Below are 18023 nucleotides of genomic sequence, written 5' to 3' on the forward strand. Positions count from 1 at the left end.
CCATGCGCTTCCGCCACCCCGACGGCACCGTCGTCCACCTCGCGTACTGCACCAACGTCCATCCCGCGGAAACCCTCGAAGGCGTCCGCGCCCAACTGCGCGACCACTGCGAACCGGTACGCAGACGGCTCGGCCGCGACCGCCTCGGCATCGGACTCTGGCTCGCCAGGGACGCCGCCCGCACCCTGGTCAACGACCCCGCGCAACTGCGCTCCCTGCGCACCGAACTGGACCGCAGAGGACTCGAGGTCGTCACCCTCAACGGCTTCCCGTACGAGGGATTCGGTGCCGAAGAGGTCAAGTACCGGGTGTACAAGCCGGACTGGACGGACCCCGAACGGCTCGCCCACACCACCGACCTGGCCCGGCTCCTCGCCACCCTCCTCCCCGACGACGTCACCGACGGCACCATCTCCACCCTGCCCATCGCCTGGCGCACCCCGTACACGGGTGACCCGGAGGCGGCCCGCACCGCACTCGCCGCGCTCACCACCCTCGGCGAACGCCTCGACGCGCTGGCCGAACTCACCGGGAAATCCATCAGGATCGGCCTCGAACCCGAACCCGGATGCACCGTCGAGACCACCGCCGACGCCATCGGACCCCTCACCGCCATCGGCCACGAACGCATCGGCGTCTGCATCGACACCTGCCATCTCGCCACCTCCTTCGAGGACCCGGACGGCGCACTCGACGCGCTCGCCGCCGCGGGCATCCCCACCGTCAAGGCGCAGCTCTCCGCCGCCCTGCACGCCGAACAACCCCACCTCCCCGAGGTACGCACCGCGCTCGCCGCCTTCGCCGAACCCCGCTTCCTCCACCAGACCCGCCTCTCCACCGCCGCGGGACTGCGCGGCACCGACGACCTCGACGAAGCGGTCACCGGCGACACCCTGCCCGACAGCGGCCCCTGGCGCGCCCACTTCCACGTCCCCCTGCACGCACCACCCGCACCACCGCTCACCTCCACCCTTCCCGTGCTCCGGTCCACGCTGACCCGGCTGGTCGGCGGGGCGCAGCCGCTGACCCGGCACCTGGAGGTCGAGACGTACACCTGGCAGGCGCTCCCTGCCGAGCTGCGCCCCCGGACCCGCGCCCAGCTCGCCGACGGCATCGCCGCCGAACTCACCCTCGCCCGCGACCTCCTGGTCGACCTCGGCCTCAAGGAGCTGCCATGACCACCGCCGGGACGACCAGCTCGCCCACCCCGCTCCTGGTCCTCGACGTCGTGGGGCTCACCCCCCGCCTCCTCGACCACATGCCGCACCTCAAGGCCCTCGGCCAGTCCGGCGCCCGCGCCACGCTCGGCACCGTGCTCCCCGCCGTGACGTGCGCCGCCCAGTCCACCTTCCTCACCGGGACCACCCCCGCCGAACACGGCATCGTCGCCAACGGCTGGTACTTCCGCGAACTCGGGGACGTCCTCCTGTGGCGTCAGCACAACGGGCTCGTCGAGGGCGACAAGCTCTGGGACGCGGCCCGACGCTCCCACCCCGGCTACACCGTCGCCAACATCTGCTGGTGGTACGCGATGGGCGCCGACACCGACTTCACCGTCACCCCGAGGCCCGTCTACTACGCCGACGGCCGCAAGGAACCCGACTGCTACACCCGCCCGCCGGCCCTCCACGACGAACTCACCGAGAAACTCGGCACCTTCCCCCTCTTCCACTTCTGGGGCCCCGGCGCCGACCTCGTCTCCTCCCAGTGGATCATCGACGCGACCCGGCACATCCTCGACACCCGCCACCCCGACCTCGCCCTCTGCTACCTCCCGCACCTCGACTACGACCTCCAGCGCTACGGCCCCGACGACCCGCGCGCCTTCAAGGCCGCGGCCGACCTCGACCGGGCCGTCGCCCCGCTCCTGGAGGACGCCCGACGCGAGGGCCGTACCGTCGTGGCCCTCTCCGAGTACGGCATCACCCGCGTGGAGCGGCCCGTCGACATCAACCGCGCCCTGCGCCGGGCCGGACTCCTGGAGGTCCACACCCAGGACGGCATGGAGTACCTGGACCCGATGACCTCCCGGGCCTTCGCCGTCGCCGACCACCAGATCGCGCACATCTACGTACGCCGCCCCGAGGACCTCGAAGCGGCCCGCGAAGCCCTGGCCGGCCTCCCGGGCATCGAGCAGCTCCTGGACGACGAGGGCAAGAAGGCACACGGACTCGACCATCCGCGCTCCGGCGAACTGGTCGCCGTCGCGGACCCGGACGCCTGGTTCACGTACTACTACTGGCTCGACGACGACCGCGCACCCGACTTCGCGCAGCTCGTCGAGATCCACCGCAAACCCGGCTACGACCCCGTCGAACTCTTCCTGGACCCCCAGGACCCCTACGTCCGGGTCAAGGCGGCCACGGCGGTCGCCCGCAAGAAGCTCGGCATGCGCTACCGCATGGCGGTCGTCCCCCTGGACCCGTCACCTATCCGCGGCAGCCACGGCCGCCTCCCCCTGAGCGACGAGGAAGGTCCGCTCATCCTCTGCTCCACCCCCCATGCGTTCACCGGCCCGGTCCGGGCCACCGAAGTGAAGTCCCTGCTGCTCACGCTGGCCGGCCTCGCGTGAGACCGGTCCGTGCACCGCGTTGCGAACATCTTCGAGAAAGAGAGAGACCGTGACCGAGTACAACGACGAATCCGGAACGGACGGCGCCCTGCGCCGCAGCCTCGGCGTCAACCGCCGCCGCTTCCTCAGCACCTGCACCGCCGCCGCGGCGACGGCGATCGCCGCGCCCGTCATCGGCGCCTCGCCGGCCTTCGCCCAGCCCGCCTCCCACCAGGGTCACGGCCAGGGGCACGGTCACGACCACGAGCACGGGCACGGTCACGGCCAGACCCTCGTCCCGGCGGCGAAGCGCGGCATCATCCTGTACACCGTGCGCGACGCCACGGCCCGGGACCCGCTCAGCACCACCCTTCCCTCGGGCTTCCGCGCCGTCTTCAAGGAGCTGGCCCGCTACGGCTACAAGCAGGTCGAGTTCGCCGGATACGGCCAGCACGCCAACGCACCCGGCGGCAGCAACCTCGAAACGGTGCAGGGGGCGAAACTGCTGCGCTCGTGGCTGGACGACTACGGTCTGCGGGCCCAGGGCAACCACGGCTTCATCCCGTCGTCCTGGCCGCTGAGCCAGAGCGACCAGGACGAGTTCAAGCGGCACCTCGAGATAACGAACATCCTCGGCATGGACCACATGGGCACCGGCGGCGACCCCACCGGCAGCGCCTACCGCGCCGACTGGGACGTGGCCGCCGACAAGTGGAACGCCCTGGGAAAGATCGCTCACCGTGCGGGCGTCAAGCTGTACACCCACAACCACGACGCGGCCTACGGCTTCCTGCTCGACAGCGGACCGCTGGACGCACAGGGGCGGCCCACCCGCAGCTCGGGCATCCGCAAGCTCGAGTACTTCCTCAAAGTCACCGACCCGAAGACCGTGTGGCTGGAGATGGACATCTTCTGGGCGCACGTCGCCCAGTACAAGTTCCACACCTACACCGCGCGTGACGGAGCGCAGCGCGAGAACATCTTCGACCCCGCGGCACTGGTCAGCCGCCACAACAAGCGCTACCCGCTGTTCCACGCCAAGGACGGGGTGGTCAGCACGACCAACGGCGACGGCTACGAGATGGTCCCCTTCGGCACCGGGGTCATCGACTACCGGACGTTCTTCCGCCGCGTCGGCGAGGCGAACTACCGCAACCCGATGATCGAGCAGGACACCGCGCCGAGCTCGACGGACCTCGCGCAGTCCCTGAAGCAGGCCCGGATCAGCTACGAGGGCCTGGCGGCGCTGCGCAAGTAGGCCCACCGGCGTGACCGGCCCCGTACCCCCTCTCCGGCGGGCCTCCTCGCACACGTGCGGGGCGGCCCGCCGGGGAACTTCCCGGACCACCACCTCATGCCGTGGAGGGGGCGGCCGGGCTCACCCGATGCCCTGCCGGTCGGGAAGCAGCGCGAACTCCCGCTCGGCCGCGTCCGGCACCTCGCGCTCCACCGCCTGAACCAGCAGCGCACGGTGCCGGACCAGCGGCTTCCGCCGCTCGGGCGCCGCCAGCAGCAGGAGATCGTCGATCCCGGCCAGCAGCCGCCGGGTGACCTGCGGTGAGTCCGCGGCACACCGCCGGACCTCCTCGAACCCGAGATCCACCAGATCCGCCCACCCCGGCACGTCCTGCACCAGCCGTACGACGCCCTCGCGGTCCCGGTGGTGGACGGCGCCGAGGGGCAGATCCACGACGGCCGCGAGGAACTGCACGATCCGGTCCAGGCACTGCACGGCGGTGGTCGGGTCGTTCACGGCCGTCGAGAGGGCCCGCAGCGCGATGTCCGACAACTGGCGCAGCCCGAACGCCAGATCCTGGTGCAGGGTGCGCTCGACCCCGACGGACACCGTGTACCGCAGCGCGCGCCGGGGCGGCGCGGCCCCGCCGTGCACCGCCAGCACTGGTGTGCCCGGCACCACGAAGTCCCCGAGCCGCGGGATCAGCCGCAGAACGACGCCCTGGCGCCGCGCGGCCCGCACCAGCCGGGCCACGTTCACGTCCCGCAGCACCCCGGCCCGCCCCTCGTGCACGAGCTGCCCGGTCTCGTCCGCGAGCGGCCCCTCCTGTGGCCGGCCGCCCGGCATCCGCCCCAGCACCCGGAAGGAATCCCGGGTGATGCGGTCGACGACGGGGCCGACCTGCATCAGACGCAGCGTGGAGCTCACATAGGCGATGAACAGCAGCAGACTGAGCCCGACGAGCCCGGCGGTCAGCACACTCTGCAGAAACGGCACGGACACGACCCGGCGCGGATCGCTCTCGCTCTCGTACGAGCTCAGGACCAGCAGCGAGAACACGAAGGTCGCCAGGAAGACCGACAGCGTGAGCTTGCTGATGCGGCTCCGCACGAAGATCCGCACCACCCGGGGCGTGAGCTGCCCGCTCGCCATCTGCACGGCCACCAGCGAGATGCTGAAGACCACACCGATGAAGGTCATCATCGCCGAGCTGATCGTGACGACGATCGTCTTGGTGTCCTCGGCGACCGAGACCAGGTCCTTGATCTCGTCGTACGCCTGCTCGTCATGGAGGTAGGCGACGAGCTGCTCGTCGAGCGCCGAGGCCACGAACCAGAGCACGACGGCGCAGACCAGCGTCAGGGTCGGGGCGAACCAGAAGGTCTCGCGCAGATGCTCACGCAACGGTGACAGCGCGCGGGGTGGCCGATAGCCGCGATCACTCATGCCGGTGAACGTAACCCGCCCCGTCCTTACCCTCGTGGACCCCGCCGCCGACCCTCCGGGCACACCGTGCGTACGCGACCGGCGACGGACCGTGCGCGGAAGCGGAGGTGTGCCGGCGGGAACGTCTCCGAGGTGAGCCCGCACCCCGCTGACCACCGAATACGCAGGTGAGACGGACCCCAAACCCCTGGTATTGTTTTCTTTGTCGCCGCGGGAGACCGCGGCTGATCACCCGGTCCGGGTGGCGGAATGGCAGACGCGCTAGCTTGAGGTGCTAGTGCCCTTTATCGGGCGTGGGGGTTCAAGTCCCCCCTCGGACACCAAGAAGAGCCAGGGTATTCACTGAATACCCTGGCTCTTTTGCTGTGACGTGGCCTCGAGAGGATCACCGACCGTGGCTGGACCTTCTGGTCGGCCAGGGATCGCGTCGCCAGGAACGACGCCCAGCTACTGGCAATCCGCCGCCGCTACGCGGCCGAACTTGATCGTGCTCACCCGCTTCGCATTCCGCGAAGCTGACCGCGCTGCGCAGACCTGGTTGCCCGACCCGCGTCCCCTGACCGCTGCCATCGGTGTCACGCAACAGCTCCTTCCCATACCGGGCCATCGCCGACGGGCACGCGCCGTAGACTGCTCGTTGAGCCGCACGGCCAGGCGGGTGCCCGCTGGTCCGCGCCGCCCCGACTCATGAGGTGGGGAGCAGCCGGACACAGGCCATCGGTGATCAGAAGCCGACTCGCCGGGGGTACGAGAGCGCCGATGGAGCCACTGGACTACGACCGCGACCCCCGCGTCCGCGGGCCCTTCGAGACGTTGGCCCTCCTGGGGCAGGGGGGCATGGGACGGGCGTATCTCGCGCGACGGCTTCCGCTGGAGGGCTGGGACGGATCCTGGGAGACCGCGTACCGGATAGCCGATGCTGACGCCGGTTCCCCGGGCGAGAACTCGCTGGCTGTGCTGAAGACGATTCGGACCGAGCTGCTGACCGACGAGGACGCCGGCAAGGTTGAACGGAACCGGGCCCGGTTCGTGGCCGAGGTTGATGCGATTCGCACCGTGGTCGGGCCGAGGATTCCGGCGTTCCTCGGGGCCGCACCCGAGGCCGCCGAGCCGTGGCTCGCGATGGAGTACATCGCCGGCCCGTCCCTCGATACGCAGGTGAAACAAGGCGGACCCATCACGGACGTGGGAGCGTGGGCAGCCCTGGGGCTCGGTCTGGTGGACGCGCTGGAGTCTGTCCACGGAGCGGGCCTCCTGCACCGGGACCTGAAACCGGGGAACGTGGTGCTCGGTCCGAACGGGCCGGTCGTTCTCGACTTCGGTCTCGCGGTCCTTGCCGAGCGGCAGGACTTCAGCAACGCGCTGACCAAGACGGGATGGGCGCTGGGCACCCCCGCCTTCATGCCGTGGGAACAGTACGAGGACAGCAAGCACGTTAAGGCGTCGGTGGACGTGTACGCGATCGGGTCCACGCTCTTCTTCACGGCGGCCGGACGAACCCCGTACACCGGGGCCCCGGCTCCGTGGGCTCCTGACTGGAAGGACGTCCCGGCGGGGTTCCTGCCCTTGCTGGGTCGGCTGTTCGCCTCCACCGAAGCACAGCGCCCCCAGCTGCCTGACGTACGCCAGGAGCTGTACGCCATGCTGGCGAGGAACGGGCTCTCGTACGAGGCGGCCGCTCAGCGACTCGCGGACATCGTGGCCGCGGCACACCTGACACCAAGGCTGCCGGCCAAGGCGATCTCCGAAGGTCCCGATCCGGAGGTTCGCGAGCAAGCACAGCGCGCGGTCGATCACGGCGCGGCGCCGGACGCCCCGTGGCTCGACGACGGGCTCTTCGACGAGCTGTCCCCGGACGTGGATCTTGACCTGGATGAGGAAGCGAACGTCGTTCCGCACGACGATGCACACTCTGCCCCGTACACCCCCACTGTTCCTGGCCAGGGCGAGGCGCAGACAGACCAGCTCGCACCGCCCGGACTGACGAAGATGTACTCCACCGAGACGACCGACCCCGCTCAGAAAGACGCACGGCCGACGCCGCCTGCAGACCCCCCGGCGGAAAGCCGTCGACGTCCGGTCGTCCCACGTTCGGCGCTCAAGGTGGCCGAGCGCCTCCGGCGCACCTACGCGCACAGCGGGAGTCTCTAGGCAGGTCACACCCCTGGCACGGTAGACCGAGCCAAGCCCAGACCGACGTCCAGGGACATCCGGGCCCTCCGCGCCGGATCCTGTCGCCCGGCGGGACTGCCTGCCATCACCAGCCATAGGCTTCGAACCACACACACCGCACGGGTTTCGGCTCACCGATCCGCCGTACCCCGTCCGAAAGGAACAGTCCCTTCATGCCCGACACCTCCGGCGGTCCGCAGTACCGCTCCGTCGCTCTCACCGACGGCGCCCCGCCTGCCGGGACGGTGATCGAGGTCCGTGACGAGGAGTGGCTGGTACGCAACAGTCACGAGGTGCGGTCCGGGGAGTACCTGATCAGGGCGGTCGGTGCGTCGGAGCTGGTGCGCGGCCACGAGGCGGTCTTCCTGACCTCCCTCGACGAGCCGAAGGTCCTTCTCCCCGAGGACACCGAGCTGGTGGCGGATCTGTCCCCGGGCTTCCGCCGTGGCCGGCTGCTCCTGGAGGCGGTGCTGCGCAAGACGCCGCTGTCCCAGGGCGAGCACGGTCTCGCCCTCACCGACGGCTATCTGCTCGACCGCATGGACTACCAGCTGCGTCCGGCGGCCAAGGCCCTGGCCAACCCGCTGCGCCCCCGCCTTCTCATCGGTGACGTCGTCGGCCTCGGCAAGACGCTGGAGATCGGTGTCCTGCTCGGCGAGCTGATCCGGCGCGGGCGCGGGGAGCGCATCATGGTGGTGACACCGGCCGCCGTCCTGGAGCAGTTCCAGCACGAGATGTGGACCCGGTTCTCCATCCCGCTCGTGCGCCTCGACAGTGCGGGCATCGCCCGGATCGAGCGGAAGGTCCCTGCGGGGCGTAACCCGTTCACGTACTACCAGCGCGTCATCGTCTCCATCGACATGCTGCGCAACAGTGGCCGTTACGAGTCCTGGCTGAAGGACGTCCGCTGGGACGCGGTCGTCATCGACGAGTCGCACAACCTCATCAACAAGGGCACGGACCGGCGTCGCGTCGCCGAACTGCTCTCCCGGCAGTCCGACGCCCTGATCCTCGCGAGCGCGACCCCGCACAACGGCGACATGCCCGCGTTCACCGGCCTGATCCGGCTCCTGGACCCGATGGCCGTCAAGGACCCGAAGAAGCCGGAGGCCGAGGAACTGCGGCATGTGATGCTGCGCCGCACCAAGGCCAGCCGTGAGGTCAAGGAACAGCTCGCCGGCCACTGGGCCCCGCGCGGTGACTCCTACCCGGTGCGCTGCCCGGCGAGCGAGCTGGAGGAGCGGGTCTTCGCCGAGATCGCCGAGCACTGGCTCGGCGGCGGCCAGGAAGCGGCGGACGGAGCGGTCGGTCTGGTGGACGGCGGCGGGGCGAAGAAGCGGGGCAAGGGGTCGGACCACCTCTTTCCGTACGTGCTGCTGAAGTCGTTCCTTTCCTCCCACCGCGCCCTGTTCACGACGGTCAGGAGCCGGCTCGCCGAACGCGGTGCGAAGCTGCCGGAGGGGCAGGACAAGATCCAGGGCCCGGACACCGGAGCCGAAGGAGCTGTCGGCGAGGTGGCGTCCCTGCTGCGGCTGGCCGATCTGGCCCGGGCGATCGAGCGAGCGACCGTCGACGAACTGTCCGCCTCCGCCGGGCCGTCGACCGCCTCCAAGCTGGCGGGGCTGGTCGCCGAGTTGCGGCGGATCGACGTGCGCTCGGGCAGTCCTACCCGCGCGGTGGTGTTCTCCGAGCGTCACGAGACTCTGAAGTGGCTCGGCGCGGTCCTGCCGCCGCTCCTCGGGTGGAAGACCGAGAAAGCGGCCGCGGCAGCGGTGCGGACCATGTTCAGTGGCTCGGCATCGGACGCCCAACAGCAGGAACTCGTCGATGAGTTCGCCCGAGCCGGCACCGACGTACGCGTCCTGCTGACCGGTGACGGCGCCTCCGAGGGCGTGAACCTGCACCGGCAGTGTCACCACCTCCTGCACTGGGACCTGCCGTGGAGCCTGATCCGGGTCGAGCAGCGCAACGGGCGTATCGACCGCTACGGGCAGGTCCATGAACCCCAGTTCCGGGCCATGCTGCTGACCACGGCCGTCGACGGGGCACTGGACGACACGACCGTCGCCGAGAAGGTCATGGCCCGGGAGCACAAGGTGCACTCCATCCTCGGCGCGGTGGAGGCCGCGACCGTGGAGAACGACTGGGAGCTGGAGGAGAAGCGACTGATGGAGTCGCTTTTCCAGGGCGAGCCCCCGGAGCAGGCGGTCGCCGGACTGGAAACGGCCCCGGAGGCGCTCGATGCCGCGCCTGGTTCGGCAGGCCCGGACCGACCGTTGGAGCAACAGCTGTACGGCGAGTTCGGTACGGACGGACCGGGATACGAGTACGCCGCCGAGGGCGGTAACTTCAGCGGACTCGACGGCTTCAGCGATGACGACCTCGGGTTCGAGGACGGCCACGACGACCTTCTCGACGACCTCGAGACCCCGTCGGAGGCGGCCGACGACGCCGGTGCCGGACACGGTTCCGCTGCCACGCCCGGTGACGGCCCCTCCGGCTCCGCGCGCGCCGACGCGGACCCGGACACCGGCCCCATTCCGCTCCACCACGAACTGCGCCTCTTCCCCGACCGATCCTCCTACGTGACGGCCGGGCTCGAAGAGCTGGCGCACGTCGAGGCGTTCCACCTGGAGACCGCCGTGGACGGAGAGGACCTGTCGTTCCGTACGCCGGAGGACCTGGCGGACCGGCTCGACGTCCTGCCGCCCGGATACCTGCGCGAGCAGAACATCGCCGCACGGGTGAAGCTCACCTTCAGCCGCCACCACGGCGCGGACGCGCTCAAGCGCGCCCGCGAGTCCAAGGGCTCGTTGTCACTGTGGCCGGACGTCCACTACGTGGGTGAGCTGCACCCTGTCATTGAGTGGATCACCGACAAGGTGCTCGTCCAATTCGGCCGGCGGCAGGCGCTGGTCCTGCAGGTGGACCGTGAGCTGGTTCCGGAGCCGGTGTTCCTCACGCAGGGCGTGTGGTCCAACGCCGAGGGCCGTCCCACCGCCGTGGGCTGGTTCGCCGTGGACCGGCTGGCCGCTGGGACACCACGCGTGAGGCACATCATCCGCGAGACGCACGACCAGGAGCAGGCGGCCGATCCCGATCTGGTGTCCCTGGCCGAACTGGGCATAGACCCCGAGAACCCGATGGACGACCACTTCGGCCCAAGCGATCCCACCGCCTTGCAGCCTCTGGTCCCGGCAGCTGTGGACGCGACCCGGAAGGCCATGGGCGCGCTACGATCCGTCGCCGATGCCCGGGTGGACGCGCCACTGCGCAAGTACGGGACGGAGGTCGCGCGGTGGCAGCAGGAGGAGCTCCCCGGGACCGAAACGGGCAAGCGCCGCGAGGAACGCGCCTCGCAGGCCGAACTGCTCCGCGAGACCGCCGAGCGGCTGCGGACCACCGGCGACCCGATGGTCCGCGTCCTGGCCGTACTGGAACCCAGCTCATGACGGACGCAGCCGGGTGTGTGTCCCCGGCCCTCCCCGATCTCCGCCGTCCCGCCCCTGCGCGGCACACAGGCATCCACAGCAACGAACACCGGCAGGAGCAGCAGGCGTGACGTTCGACTCCCTGGTCAACGCGGGCCAGTACTTCCCTACCTTCTACCTGGACGAGATTCTGCCGAAGGAGCTCAAGGACGGCCCTCTCAAGCGCTGGTCCGCCGCCGAACGGCAGGGCGAGCACACCCCGCGCCAAGGGCTCCGCGACCTCAGCGGCCCGTACTTCAAGGTCCGGGACCTGCTCGCCTCGGGCGCCGAGAAATACGCCGAGCAGCCCGACGCGCAAGCCGTTGCCGAGCTGCAGACGGCAGCGGCGGGCCTGGCCTCCGTCGAAGGAACCGAACTTCCGGCGTTCCAGCCGCTCACGCGCGTGGCGTCGACCGACGACGGGGAGCCGGAGACCCTTGAGGAGGAGTGGCGGGCCGCCCTCGACACCTGGCACCGGCAGGTGCTCACCGCGCTCGGCTTCGAGCCGAACCCCGGCCACCTCACCCTGTTCGGCGCGGCCGGCCCGGTCGCCGTCCCCGTGGCGCACAGCGAGCCAGGCGTCGTCGTTCTCACCGGCGGCTTCGCCGACGACGTCGACCACACCGTCGGTGACGGACACGCCAACCAGCTTCCCGCCCCGGTGAAGGTCGGCCCGGCCAAGACCCTGCGCACCGTCACCGACCTCGCCGCCTGGCTGCTGTCCTGCGACGACGCCCCCAAATACGCCGTCCTGCTGTTCGGCGGCGTGATGGTCCTCGCCTCCCAGGGCGACTTCTCCCGAGGCCGCCACCTCGCGGTCGACCTGGACACCGCACTGTCCCGGAAGGCCGAGAAGTCCGCGACGACCGCCGGTGAACTCGACGTCACGGCCTGGCTGTTCGGCGCCCCCTCGCTGCGTCCGCGCGAAGACGGCGACGACGACATGACCCGGCTGCTCACACAGTCCCGGGACCATTCCGAGGGCGTCACCAAGGACCTGCGGACCGGCCTCCAGGAAGCCGTCCAGCTCATCGCCAACGAGATCCTCGACCGCGCCCGCAGCCGGGACGTCCGCCCCGAGGACCTCCAGGAATGGCTGCCGCACGTGCTGAAGGAACGCGATGACCTGCCCCGCGTCCTCACCACCGAGGCCCTGCGCTACCTCTACCGCATCCTGTTCCTCCTCTATGCCGAGGCCCGCCCCGAGCTGGAGATCCTCCCGGTCAAGGGCGAGGAATACGCCACCGGCTACAGCGTCGCCCGGCTCCGCGAACTCGTCGTCCGCGAGAAGCTGCCGACCAGCTCGCGGGGCGGCCTCCACTTCCATAAATCCCTCGCCCTGCTTTTCGAGAAGGTCTTCTCCGGCCACCCGGTCGCCGACACCGTCCGCAGCCGCGAGGAGCTGGCCGCCAAGAGGGCGGAGCACGTTGCGTCGGCGGAGCGCGCGAAGCTCGTCGCGGACGACGGGGGCGAAGGCGTACGCATCGAGGCCCTGCGCTCCAAGCTGTTCGACCCCGAGTCGATAAAGCTCGTCGGCCAGTGCATCGCCTACCCGTACCCGACACTCGCCGACGGTTCACCCGCCCCGGCCGACCTCGACCTCCGCCTGCGCAACTCCGTCCTGCACAAGGTGCTGCGCCGCCTCACCCTCACCGAGGGCCAGGGGCCGCGGGGCCGTGGCGGGTTCATCAGCTACGCCAACCTCAGCATCAACCACCTCGGCTCGGTGTACGAGCGGCTGATGTCGTACACGGGATTCATCGCCGAGACCCCGCTGTACGAGGTAGCCAAGGGCGGCGACCCCAAGGACGGTTCCTGGCTGATCGGCAAGGAGCAGGTCGATTCCGGCCGTTACGCCGACGGCCCCGACGGAACGGTCTTCGTCAAGACCGGCAGGGACAGTGAGACGGGCGACCCGAAGGCCGTCCCGTATCCGGTTGGTTCGTACGTCTACCGGCTGGCCGGCCGCGATCGGCAGACCAGCGCCTCGTACTACACGCCCGAGTCGCTGACCAAGGCGACGGTGGAGCAGACGCTGAGGTTCCGCCTTGACGAGGACGGCCGCATCGACCCGAAGCTCCTGGACCGGGCGGACAAGGATGCCCCGGAGCTGCTGCGTCAGTCCGGCGTGACGGCGGCCGAGGTGCTGAAGTGGCGGGTATGCGAACCCGCTCTCGGGTCCGGCGCGTTCCTCAACGAGGCGGTCAACCAGATCGCCGAGCTGTACCTCAAGCTCGCCGAGCGTGAACGCGGCGTCGAGATCGAGCCGGACAAGTACCAGCGCGAACTGCAGAAGGCGAAGGCGTACATCGCGCTGCACAACGCGTACGGCATCGACCTCAACGACACCGCCGTCGAGCTCGCCGAGGTCTCGCTCTGGCTGAACACCATGTACCCGGGCATGCGAGCCCCTTGGTACGGGCTCCACCTGCATCGGGGCAACTCGTTGGTGGGTGCGGTCCGTCGGGTCTACGGCCGGGACGGCCTGAAGGACGGCGGCTGGCTCAACGCGAAGGAGCAGCAGCGTCCGCGCACCGTGCCGATGGGGACGCCGATCCCGGGTGGGTCCGTCCACCAGTTCCTGATGCCGGCGCTGGGGTGGGGATCGATCGGCGAGAAGGTGTCGCTCCGGAAGCCCAAGAAGGGCGCGGCGGATCAGACGGTACGCGCGGTCGTCGACGGGAAGGTCGCGGAGTGGCTCGATCCTGAGCTGATCGAGCGCCTGCAGAAGTGGCGCGGGGCCATGCGGCGAGCACCGAAGGGCGGCGGGGAGCGCAAGACGCGCGATGTGCGGGCCGAGACGGCGAAGAAGCTGGAAAAGGCGCGGCAGGCGGACGAGGAGGGAAAGACGCTGTTCGCGGCGGATCTGTTCGGCGCCGTCGAGCCTGAGCAGGGGACCCTTGACGGGTTCGCGGCCGACCCGCTGCAGCTGACGCTCGGTGCGGCGGGGAGCGGTGGGGGCGGGCGTGGCCTGCGGGCCGCGAAGCAGGCGGTGCAGCAGGGGGAGCGCGACGAGAAGAAGCAGCAGCTCGCGCAGACGACACGGCTGCGGCGGCTCGCCCAGCGGGTCGAGTACCTGTGGGATCTCGTCACGCTGCGGCTTGAGCTGTCGGAGCAGGAGATCGCGCGGTCGATCGACGTGTGGGGGCTGAAGGAGACGACGGCTCCGGAGGACGTGTCCGCTCGCGGTCCGGTCATGGACCGCGACGCGGTGCGCGAGGCGCTGACTTTCCCGGGTACGCCGTACTGGCGGGTCAAGCAGGTCATGGACGCTTGGTGCGCGCTGTGGTTCTGGCCGCTGGAGCAGATCGGGCTGCTCGACGGGTCGGCGCCGGACTACATGGAGAACGGCATGGACCTCACGCGAGCGCCGAAGGGGTCCGGGAACCGGCGGGTGCCCTTGCGAAACCTTGAGGACTGGATCGAGTTCGCCGAGGCTGTGGTGGGGCGCATCGACGTCGAGGATGGGGAAGGGGACGGCGGGCAGGCCGCGCTCGTCCAGTTCAGCGGGGTGACGAGCCTTCGGGAGCTGGACGAGAAGGAGCATGAGCTGGATAAGTTCATGACCGGGCAGTCGGCGTGGACGCACGCGTCGAGTCTTGGGGACTACTTCCCGTGGTTCCAGGGTACGCAGAAGATCGCTCAGGAACGGGGCTTCTTCCACTGGGAGTTGAGCTTCGCGCATGTTTTCGCGGACGGCGGGTTCGATGTGATGGTGGGGAATCCACCGTGGGTGAAGCAGGAGTGGAAGGAGAGCGGGGTCCTCGCGGAGTTCGAGCCGTGGTTCGAGCTTGAGGAGCATGCCTCGACGGAGGAGTGGAACGAGCGCAAGGACGGGCTCTTGGCGCGGCCGAAGGCGCGCGGTGCGTTCCTCGGGGAGCTGGCTACGCATGCGGCGGTGTCAGAGTTCCTGGCGTCGGTGGATATGTACCCGGAGCTGGTGGGGACGCAGCCGGATCTGTACCGGGCGTTCATGCTGAGATCGTGGCGAGCGGTTGGTGAGCGGGGGACGGCTGGTCTCATCCACCCGTCGACACACCTGACCGGCGGGAAAGAAGTCGAGCTACGGAAGGCCGCGTATCGACACCTACGCTTCCATGCGGACTTCACCAATGAACTGCTGCTTTTCGCGAACCCTGTGGGAAACAGCAGCCACTTCAGCATCAATGTGTACGGGCGCGACCGTGAGATCGCGTTCCAGCACATGAGCTGGCTCCTGCACCCTGACGTCCTTCTGGAATCCGTACGTCACAATGGCAAGGGGCCGCTTCCGGGAGTCAAGAACGGCGGAAAGTGGGACCTGCGCCCTCACCGAGAGCGCATTGTTCACGTGAACCCGCAGAAGCTGGGGGCGTGGCAGAAGCTTACGGCCGAATCGGATGCCGGTCCGGCCGAGAGCGCGAAGCTTCTGTACCCGGTCACCACCGCCGAGGAGGCGGCCATCTCCGCGCTGGCGCGCTGGCCGCACCGCCTGGCAGCTCTGCGGCCACGCATCAGCCCGGGTTTTCACGAGAAGAACGACCGCACGGCGGGCTACATTTCCTGGGCGCCAGGGAAAGCGGAATCGTGGGACGACGTAATCCTACAGGGGCCCCTCATCAGCGTCGCCACGCCGCTGCATAAGCAGCCGCCCACAGGCGGCTCGAAGAGCATGCGGGACTACGAGCCGTGGGATCACCGGAATATGGCGGATGACGCAGTTCCGCGCACGAACTATCGGCGGGCCGCGTCCGAAGAGCGGTTCGTTGCGGCGCAGGATCGCTGGGTTGACCACGATCGGCTCGCTCAGATCCGCGACGATCCGCAGGCTGTCGAGACCGCCGAGGTAGACGTCCTCGCTGCCGCACCTGGCTTGGAAGGTGGGTCGCTTGAGCGGGCGGTAGATGTTCTGCTCCAGGCTGTCGCTTCCCGGCCATACTCAGAGTTCTTCCGAGTGGCCTGGCGCGTCATGATTGCATCCAACACGGAACGTAGCCTGACCGCTGCCATCATCCCGCCAGGGCCGACGCATATCGACCTTATGAACTCGATGGCCCTGGCGTCGCCTATGGCGACGACGCTATTGGCGGGTTTTTGGTCAGCCCTTCCCTGCGACTACTACCTTCGCTTGGCGAACATCAGGCATCTGAGGATCGGCGAAGCCTCCAACTTCCCGGCTCCCACGGCGGGGCACCCGCTCGCCGATGCCCTACTCCTCCGCACACTCCGCCTCAATGTGCAGAGCGACTCGTACGCTGGCCTTTGGGCGACGCTTTACGAGTCGACCTGGAGTGAAGACTGCTGGGCCACCACGTGGCCGGATGCTGCAACGCTTCTCACGGACGGCATCGCTCCCAACTGGGCCCCCACCACCCCTCTCCGTTCCGAGTTCTCCCGCCGAGCCGCCCTCGTAGAGATCGACGCACTCGTCGCGGTCTGGCTCGGCATCAGCGCGGACGAATTGGTCGCCATGTACGACGCCCGCTTCCCGGTCCTCCAGCAGTACGAGGACAACATGTGGTTCGACGCCACCGGTCGCCGTATCACCAAGGCCCACCAGGTCCACGGCTACAGCCAGCCCCGCGATGCTTGGAAGCAGCTCAGTGCCCTCCCGGACTTCCCTGAAGGGGGTGCCAACGTTCCCGAGGGCTACACCAGCCCGCTCTACCAGGCCAATCGCCGGACGGAACTCCGCGCCGCACACGCCGAGTTCGTACGCCGCATGGCCGCCGTCGGTTGGGTGCCGGGGCAGACGAAAGCCGATACCCAAGCGGCCCGGGACCAGGCCGCCCCGGCTGCGGAGTGAACCGCGCCTTGGGCATCGCCTTCGGCAGCTGCGGCCAGAGGCATGCGGGGCGGGCGGCGTGCAGAAACTCCTGGCGCCGCCGGGCGAGAGGGCGCGTCACCCCGAGTGAGCGGTGCGACCTCGGGCCGGGCCGTTCAGTAAGACCCGCCCTGCCCGAGGTCGAAGAGGAACCCGGTCCACGCGTCGCGCGCGAACGCAAGCTGAGGGCCCCAGCGTTCCTTGGAGTCCCGTACGCGGACGGCGGAGCGGTCGGCAGCGACCTCGACGCACTCTCCGCCGTCCCCTCCGCTGTAAGTGCTCTTGATCCAACGCGTCGGCTCGGCCTGTTCGTGCCTCATCGTTCTCCCAGCAGCTTCTCGATAAGGGTCCGGGAGTCAGACGGGCTGAGCGCCTGACCTCGGATGCTCCCGTAGCGTGCGGCCAGCATACGGACCTCGTCCGGGTCCGTGATGAGTCGGTTGATGCTCTGGAACTCTCCGTAACCCATCTGCGGTCTTCCGTGCGGAGTAAGCAGGATGAAGGGGCCCTCCATGCCGGCATGGCCTTCGCAATCCAGCGGCAGCACCTGAATTTCCACGTTGCGGAGCTGGGCCAGTTCCACTAGCCGCTCAAGCTGCTCGTGCTGAACCAGCCGCCCTCCAATCGTTCGACGGAGTACCGATTCCTCGATCACAGCAGTCACCGCCGGAGGGGGCCAACGGGCCAGGATCTGCTGCCTGTCGATCCTGGCGGCTACGCGTTGCTCGATGGTGTCATCGTCCAGGAGCGGGCGCCGCGCGGTGAAGACGGTCCGTGCGTACCCTTCCGTCTGCAGCAACCCCGGCACAGTCAACGTGGAGTAGAAGCAGATCTCCACCGCCTCCGCCTCCAGCCGCGCGTAATCCCGGAACCACTCCGGATGCCGCACCCGCCGCCGCGATTTCGCCCGTTGCACGTCCTCCGCCGCGACCGCCAGCAACCCACCACACCCGAGCAGTTCGTCCACCGCGATCAGGAACTCCGGCTGCGGTGTCCGCCGCCCCCGCTCGATCGAGGAGATCTGCTCCTCGCTGTACCCGACCCGTTCGCCCAGTTCCTTCTGGCTCATGCCGGCCCGCTCCCGGGCCGCCTTGACCATGCGGCCGATGGTGCGGAACAGCTCCGCAGTCTCCTCCGAGCCTGCCTGGTCCCGGGCCTCCCACTCCGGCCGTGTCGTCATCGCGTCCCACCCGTCCCGTACTTGTCGCCGACGTGCCCAACCGGCGGCAGTCGCCGGAGGTCACGGCCGTACGCCCGGACAGCGGCGGCGGTGACCCGTACAGCCTGCCCGGACGGCCGGACAGTCACTCTCCGTACCGTTGCGCATACTCCCCAACGTAGGGC

9 protein-coding genes and 1 tRNA gene are annotated in these 18023 nt (G+C 69.4%); 7 read left to right on the forward strand and 3 right to left on the reverse strand.

Annotation, left to right across the window (positions count from 1 at the left end; genetic code table 11):
- Positions 1 to 2 precede the first annotated feature (2 nt).
- The 3 genes from eboE to ACIQM0_RS31000 are packed head-to-tail and all read left to right on the forward strand — an operon-like array spanning position 3 to position 3809.
- The gene (eboE, locus tag ACIQM0_RS30990; RefSeq protein WP_401292947.1) at positions 3 to 1178 is read left to right on the forward strand and encodes a metabolite traffic protein EboE; all 1176 of its coding nucleotides are present in this window, start codon (positions 3 to 5) and stop codon (positions 1176 to 1178) included.
- On the forward strand, positions 1175 to 2572 hold the full coding sequence (locus ACIQM0_RS30995; RefSeq protein ID WP_401292950.1) for a nucleotide pyrophosphatase/phosphodiesterase family protein: 1398 nt from the start codon (positions 1175 to 1177) through the stop codon (positions 2570 to 2572). Before eboE ends, ACIQM0_RS30995 begins: the two co-directional genes overlap by 4 nt.
- Before the next feature lie 49 nt (positions 2573 to 2621).
- Entirely contained in the window at positions 2622 to 3809 is a 1188-nt protein-coding gene (locus tag ACIQM0_RS31000) for a sugar phosphate isomerase/epimerase family protein (protein WP_401292953.1), read from the forward strand.
- A gap of 120 nt (positions 3810 to 3929) precedes the next feature.
- Here ACIQM0_RS31000 and ACIQM0_RS31005 read toward each other — a convergent pair whose 3' ends face one another.
- Positions 3930 to 5234, reverse strand: coding sequence for a DUF2254 domain-containing protein (locus ACIQM0_RS31005; protein WP_401292956.1), 1305 nt, complete (start codon positions 5232 to 5234; stop codon positions 3930 to 3932).
- A 235-nt stretch (positions 5235 to 5469) separates the two neighbouring features.
- On the opposite strand from ACIQM0_RS31005, the gene ACIQM0_RS31010 reads away from it, so the two are divergent.
- The 4 genes from ACIQM0_RS31010 (at position 5470) to ACIQM0_RS31025 (ending at position 16661) form a co-directional block, all read left to right on the forward strand.
- Positions 5470 to 5557: transfer RNA gene (locus ACIQM0_RS31010), tRNA-Leu, on the forward strand.
- A gap of 436 nt (positions 5558 to 5993) precedes the next feature.
- Complete coding sequence (locus ACIQM0_RS31015) at positions 5994 to 7385, forward strand: serine/threonine-protein kinase (RefSeq protein ID WP_401292959.1); 1392 nt, start codon at positions 5994 to 5996, stop codon at positions 7383 to 7385.
- A gap of 194 nt (positions 7386 to 7579) precedes the next feature.
- Complete coding sequence (locus tag ACIQM0_RS31020) at positions 7580 to 10858, forward strand: SNF2-related protein (protein WP_401292962.1); 3279 nt, start codon at positions 7580 to 7582, stop codon at positions 10856 to 10858.
- Positions 10859 to 10964: 106 nt separating this feature from the next.
- Positions 10965 to 16661: an Eco57I restriction-modification methylase domain-containing protein gene (locus ACIQM0_RS31025; RefSeq protein ID WP_401292965.1), complete on the forward strand. Its 5697-nt coding sequence runs from the start codon at positions 10965 to 10967 to the stop codon at positions 16659 to 16661.
- 134 nt (positions 16662 to 16795) lie between these two features.
- On the opposite strand, the gene ACIQM0_RS31030 is transcribed toward ACIQM0_RS31025, so the two are convergent.
- Both ACIQM0_RS31030 and ACIQM0_RS31035 read right to left on the reverse strand, forming a co-directional pair.
- Positions 16796 to 16999 carry a DUF397 domain-containing protein gene (locus ACIQM0_RS31030; protein ID WP_401292968.1) on the reverse strand — a complete coding sequence of 68 codons (204 nt, stop codon included), beginning with the start codon at positions 16997 to 16999 and terminating at the stop codon, positions 16796 to 16798.
- Positions 16996 to 17859 carry a Scr1 family TA system antitoxin-like transcriptional regulator gene (locus ACIQM0_RS31035; protein WP_401292971.1) on the reverse strand — a complete coding sequence of 288 codons (864 nt, stop codon included), beginning with the start codon at positions 17857 to 17859 and terminating at the stop codon, positions 16996 to 16998. The genes ACIQM0_RS31030 and ACIQM0_RS31035 overlap by 4 nt, the downstream gene beginning before the upstream one ends.
- Between the last annotated feature and the right edge of the window lie 164 nt (positions 17860 to 18023).

It is taken from the genome of Streptomyces sp. NPDC091387 (genome assembly GCF_044756945.1).
In the GTDB taxonomy this organism is placed as follows: domain Bacteria; phylum Actinomycetota; class Actinomycetes; order Streptomycetales; family Streptomycetaceae; genus Streptomyces.

What these genes read in the sequence shown, in the direction of transcription:
- ACIQM0_RS30995 (WP_401292950.1), top strand. Translation starts at nt 1,175, where the DNA reads ATGACCACCGCCGGGACGACCAGCTCGCCCACCCCGCTCCTGGTCCTC.
- ACIQM0_RS31035 (WP_401292971.1), bottom strand. Translation starts at nt 17,859, where the DNA reads ATGACGACACGGCCGGAGTGGGAGGCCCGGGACCAGGCAGGCTCGGAG.
- ACIQM0_RS31015 (WP_401292959.1), top strand. Translation starts at nt 5,994, where the DNA reads ATGGAGCCACTGGACTACGACCGCGACCCCCGCGTCCGCGGGCCCTTC.
- ACIQM0_RS31030 (WP_401292968.1), bottom strand. Translation starts at nt 16,999, where the DNA reads ATGAGGCACGAACAGGCCGAGCCGACGCGTTGGATCAAGAGCACTTAC.
- ACIQM0_RS31020 (WP_401292962.1), top strand. Translation starts at nt 7,580, where the DNA reads ATGCCCGACACCTCCGGCGGTCCGCAGTACCGCTCCGTCGCTCTCACC.
- eboE (WP_401292947.1), top strand. Translation starts at nt 3, where the DNA reads ATGCGCTTCCGCCACCCCGACGGCACCGTCGTCCACCTCGCGTACTGC.
- ACIQM0_RS31005 (WP_401292956.1), bottom strand. Translation starts at nt 5,234, where the DNA reads ATGAGTGATCGCGGCTATCGGCCACCCCGCGCGCTGTCACCGTTGCGT.